The following is a 5,009-nucleotide window of genomic DNA, read 5'->3' as shown; positions in this document are numbered from 1 at the left end:
CCAGGTAAAGCCAGTGTCAGTAAATGGCCGTTGAGCTTTATCAACCAAAGGGTATGGCTGACCTGCAGCAGTCCCGGTGTGAACGACTTGAAGGTGCTTGAGAGTTACCCGATCAATTCAGGGGAAGCGGCGGCGGGGTTGGTGAATAAGGATGTGGCGCGCGCTTGGTTATCGACCGTGCGGAACAATGGCTCGATTACCGTCAGTTGTGAAGTGACGTTGGATGGCAGTACGGAAAGGGGGGGGCAACCTTTTCCACTGACGACCTATACAGTCGCCTATCCACCACCTTTGCAAATAGACCAATCGACGATGGTTTTGAATGGCCGCGCGATTATTGTGTCTGGCTGGACAAAGAGGGGAGAGTATCCCGGTAACACGCAAGGCCGGAACGCAACCGGAGGGGTACCTCCTTATACCTATCAGTCCAGGAACCCAGCGGTGGCATCGGTCACGTCAACGGGATCTGTGTCCGGGATGAGCAATGGCAGTACGATTATCGATGTCACTGACCGAAATGGCGCCCTCGTGTCTTACTCAGTGAATGTCAGCAATGTATGGCTTCTACGTGAAAATCGTAACAGTATGAACTGGGCAGGTGCAGTTAACTGGCGAAAATCACTGGCCGGTGCTCAGGGCATTTATTTTGACGATGGAGTCCGCTTTATGGGAACAGCCTACGGCTGGCCACTTCCGGTACCTTATGATTCGTTCTATTGGTTAGGCGTAGAGGAAGGGTGTGACCCTCTGACAGGCGTGATTTGGGACTCTTTAAAGTTTCCCGATGGTGCCAGGTGTATCAATAGAAATATATCCACCTGGGCTTGGTGCTTACAACCCTCATAACTGCTGTGAAAACAGGGGAGTGGACTCATTTAATCGTTAAGTCTACTCCCCTTGATTTCGGTTTCAGATTTTCCACTGCTCCGAGCTTTTAAGAAGCCCCTCACGCATCGTGTCGATGTTGGCGGCTAATTGCAGCGTCAACAACCGATAACCATCTAAACCAATACGTACCGGCGTTTCGAGCAGGTTACGGTCGGGCGTTACACTGCCTGATCGCTCCAACCGCTCCGTCACCCCCGACCTCAACGCCCGCGCCATCCCCACCAACTGCACCCGAATCTGCCGATGCTCGGCCTTGAGCATCACCTGCATCCGCGCCATCGCCTGTTCATCGCGAGGGTCGGGCCGGGTATTGCCGAGAATCTCCAGCGTGCTGATGCACAGGCGCAAGTGCCGTTGGATCGCGTCCAGCTCGGTCATGGAAATGCGCACTTCCTTGGACACCGACGGCATCAGCGAACGCAGTTGCACCATCGCCGCATTCAGGCGGTTAAGCAGTTTGAGGTGTTCATCATCGGTGACCGATTGGCCATTGATGATCCGGCTGTAAATCGCCGCACAATCACGCAAGGCGCTGGCCAGGTTGTAGCGCCACGAGTACACGGCGTACAGCGGCAGGGCAAACGAGAACGCCAGCGCCAGCACGATGCCGATCAGGATATCCACGGTGCGCCACAACCCGTCGGACAGCGGATTGTCTCCGTGGCCGGCGACGATAAATACCGTGATCGCCGACAGCAGCGCGATGTAGCCGCCCTTGCCGATGGCGTGATAGGAGAAGAATCCGCACACCACCGACATCAACAAATAGGTCAGCAGTGGCTGGCCGAAGTAGGCCTGTTGCACCACCAGCAGCAGGCCGACGCTGGCGCCGATCAAGGTGCCGTAGGCGCGCTCCACGGCTTTCTTGCCGATATTGCCGTGGTGCTGCAAGCCACCGATCACGATCAGCATGGTCACCGAGGCCCATTCGCCATGGGGCAGGTTGATGCCGGTGGTCAGCAGGATCGTCGCCAGCAGGCCGATGGACACACGCACGGCGTGGATCAGCTTGGCGTGGCGATAGCGGCGGTACGGGTCGAGCAGCGGGCGCAACAGGCGCCGAGCGAAGAGTGGCAGATTCATCAGTATTAAAGGGGCCTCGGTTCAGGAGATGTACACAATCCAAATGTGGGAGGGGGCTTGCCCCCGATGGCGGTGGATCAGTACCGCATGTATTGGCTGGCCCACCGCTATCGGGAGCAAGCCCCCTCCCACACAGTGAGTCGTGCAGATGTTAGAAGATGTAATCGGTGGTCAGGAAACTCGAATCACGGTTGCGCAGGATGTCGCTGACCAGCGCCTTGTTGCTCTCCTGGAACTTGGTGGCCACCAAAGTGCGGATCGAGAACACGCGCAAGGCGTCATGCACTGACAACGTGCCCTCGGCCGAGTTCTTGCGCCCGTTGAAGGGGAAGGTGTCCGGCCCGCGCTGGCATTGGGCGTTGATATTGATCCGGCCAACCTGGTTGGCAAAGGTGTCCACCAGGCGGCCGACCTCTACAGCGTTGGTGCCGAAAATACTCAATTGCTGGCCGAAGTCCGAGTCGAGCACGTACTCGATCACCGTCTCCAGGTCGCGGTAGGGCACGATTGGCACCACCGGGCCGAACTGTTCTTCGTGGTACACGCGCATCTGCGGGCTCACCGGGTACAGCACCGCCGGGTAGAAGAAGGACCCACGGCTGGTGCCACCGTTGGCATTCACCACCTGGGCGCCATGTTGTTGCGCATCGGCCACCAGTTCGTTGAGGTAATCCACTTTGCCCACTTCCGGCAGCGGCGTCAGCGACACGCCGTCTTCCCACGGCATGCCGGGTTTTAGGGTCGCCAGTTTGGCGTTGAATTTCTCGATAAAGCGCTCGACGACATCTTCATGCACAAACAGGATTTTCAACGCGGTGCAGCGCTGGCCGTTGAAAGACAACGAGCCGGTGACCGCCTCGCTGACGGCATTTTCCAGGTCGACCTCGGGCAGCACGATGCCGGGGTTTTTCGCGTCCAGGCCCAGGGCGGCACGCAAGCGGTGCGGCTTGGGGTGCAGTTTTTTAAGGTCGCTGGCGGCTTTGTTGGTGCCGATGAACGCAAAGATATCGATCTTGCCACTGGCCATCAGCGCGCTGACGGTCTCGCGGCCACTGCCGTAGATCACGTTGATCACCCCGGCCGGGAAGCTGTCGCGAAACGCCTCCAGCAGTGGGCGGATCAGCAGCACGCCGAGCTTGGCCGGCTTGAACACCACGGTGTTGCCCATGATCAGCGCCGGGATCAGCGTGGTGAAGGTCTCGTTGAGCGGGTAGTTGTAGGGGCCCATGCACAGCGCCACGCCCAGCGGCACACGGCGGATTTGCCCGAGCGTGTCCTGTTCCAGCTCGAAGCGGCTGCTGCGACGGTCCAGCTCCTTGAGGGCATTGATGGTGTCGGTGATGTAGTCGCAGGTACGGTCGAATTCTTTCTGCGAGTCCTTGAAGTTCTTGCCGATTTCCCACATCAACAGCGTAACCACGGCATCACGCTGTTCACGCATGCGGCGCAAAAACGCTTCGACATGCTGGATACGGTCCGCCACGCGCATGGTTGGCCATTCGCCCTGGCCCCGGTCGTAGGCGCGCACGGCGGCATCGAGGGCGGTGAGGGCGGTCTCGGCGTCCAGCAGCGGCGTGCTGCCGATCACCACGCGGCGCTCGCCCAACTGTACCGGGCTCTGCACCTGGGCCAGCGGGCCGCTCCATACCTGCAACTGGCCATCGACCAGGTAATCACGCTGTTCAATGGGCGCTTCGAGCCGGAATTGCTCGGGAATGTCGGCCACGGACGTGGGGAAAAGTTGGGCGAGCAGGTTGCTGGTGGTCATGTCGCTACCCCTGGAATAGTTGCAAAACATGACTAGAGAGTCACCCAACAGAGGGCTCTATTGCAAGGCTTGTGCGCTTTGCAGTACGCACCGCGCCTTGCGCCGGGTAAACTGCGCGCCTTTCTTGAAGGAGTTCACATGAGTCAGTACCAGCCGGGCATTCTTGCCGCACCGGTGCCTTTACAGGCACGCCATCTGTTTTTTGCCGTGGATACCCTGGCAGCCGTACCTGCTGCGCTGGACGCGTTGGTGCAGTTGACCGATTCGGCGGCAGTGGTCGGGTTTGGCGAGCCGCTGGTAAATGCACTGGGTGCGACGGTTGACGGCTTGCGCAGCTTTCCAACCGTGAGCGCGCCGGGCGCGCACAATCCGTCCACCCAGCAGGCACTGTGGGTATGGCTGCACGGCGTGGATCGCGGTGAACTGCTGTTACGCAGTCGCGCTTTTGAGAAGGCCCTGGCCCCGGCGTTTAGCCTGGTGCAATCAACCGAAGGCTTTCGCTACAAGACCGGCTTCGACCTCACCGACTACGAAGACGGCACCGAAAACCCTCACGACGACGCCGCCGTTGAAGCCGCCTTGACCGACAGCGGCGCCAGCTTCGCCGCGATCCAGCAATGGCAGCACGACCTCGACGGCTTCGCCGCCTTGCCTGCCCAGGAGCGCGACCACATCATCGGCCGCCGCCATGGCGACAACGAAGAGCTGGAAGACGCCCCCGAATCCGCCCACACCAAACGCACTGCCCAGGAAAGCTTCACCCCGGAAGCCTTCGTGGTGCGCCGCTCGATGCCATGGGCCGAGAACGGCCAGGCCGGGTTGATGTTCCTCGCGTTCGGCCATTCGTTCGATGCATTCGAAGCACAACTGCGCCGCATGAGCGGGTTGGAAGACGGGATTGTCGACGGGTTGTACCGCATCAGTACGCCGTTGACCGGTGGTTACTACTGGTGCCCGCCGGTTATTGGGGGGCGACTGGACCTGAGCGCGCTGGCAGGCTGATTTTCCCTTTCAGTCGAAGTCATAAAAAACGCGTCATCGCCTACCCGGTCATGGCGCGTTTTTTATGGCTGTGTATCCACTGCCTGTTGTTCTGCACTTAGGGAAGCGCCTGTCTTTATAAAGCGAACCTTCCGACATTCGCCACGGATAGCAACTCTTTACTCTCTGTGACTTCGCCAATCCAGGGACTGATGGATGTCTCTGGGTTGCCCTATTGCAGACATCGAGTGAAGCACCATGGCGAATTTGTTTTCTCGTCTATTTGATC

Annotated in this window: 4 protein-coding genes; 2 read left to right on the top strand and 2 right to left on the bottom strand. The window is 59.2% G+C overall.

What is annotated here, in order from left to right; all coding sequences use genetic code 11:
- A partial coding sequence (locus AOA60_RS32190; protein WP_178075330.1) for an Ig-like domain-containing protein occupies positions 1-846 on the top strand: 846 nt, incomplete at its 5' end.
- A gap of 63 nt (positions 847-909) precedes the next feature.
- On the opposite strand, the gene AOA60_RS07515 is transcribed toward AOA60_RS32190, so the two are convergent.
- Entirely contained in the window at positions 910-1,971 is a 1,062-nt protein-coding gene (locus tag AOA60_RS07515; RefSeq protein ID WP_099583894.1) for an FUSC family protein, read from the bottom strand.
- 151 nt (positions 1,972-2,122) lie between these two features.
- On the bottom strand, positions 2,123-3,739 hold the full coding sequence (locus tag AOA60_RS07510) for an NADP-dependent glyceraldehyde-3-phosphate dehydrogenase (protein WP_099583893.1): 1,617 nt from the start codon (positions 3,737-3,739) through the stop codon (positions 2,123-2,125).
- A gap of 138 nt (positions 3,740-3,877) precedes the next feature.
- Here AOA60_RS07510 and AOA60_RS07505 point away from each other — a divergent pair, with 138 nt between their 5' ends.
- Positions 3,878-4,741 (top strand): Dyp-type peroxidase, encoded by an 864-nt coding sequence (locus tag AOA60_RS07505; protein WP_099583892.1) that lies wholly within the window; start codon positions 3,878-3,880, stop codon positions 4,739-4,741.
- The last annotated feature ends 268 nt before the right edge of the window (positions 4,742-5,009 follow it).

This window comes from Pseudomonas sp. 2822-17 (assembly GCF_002742485.1).
GTDB classification, from domain to species: Bacteria; Pseudomonadota; Gammaproteobacteria; order Pseudomonadales; family Pseudomonadaceae; genus Aquipseudomonas; species Aquipseudomonas cyclaminis.
The sequence above is the reverse complement of the archived record's forward strand: the minus strand, read 5'-3'. Positions and strand labels throughout refer to the sequence as shown.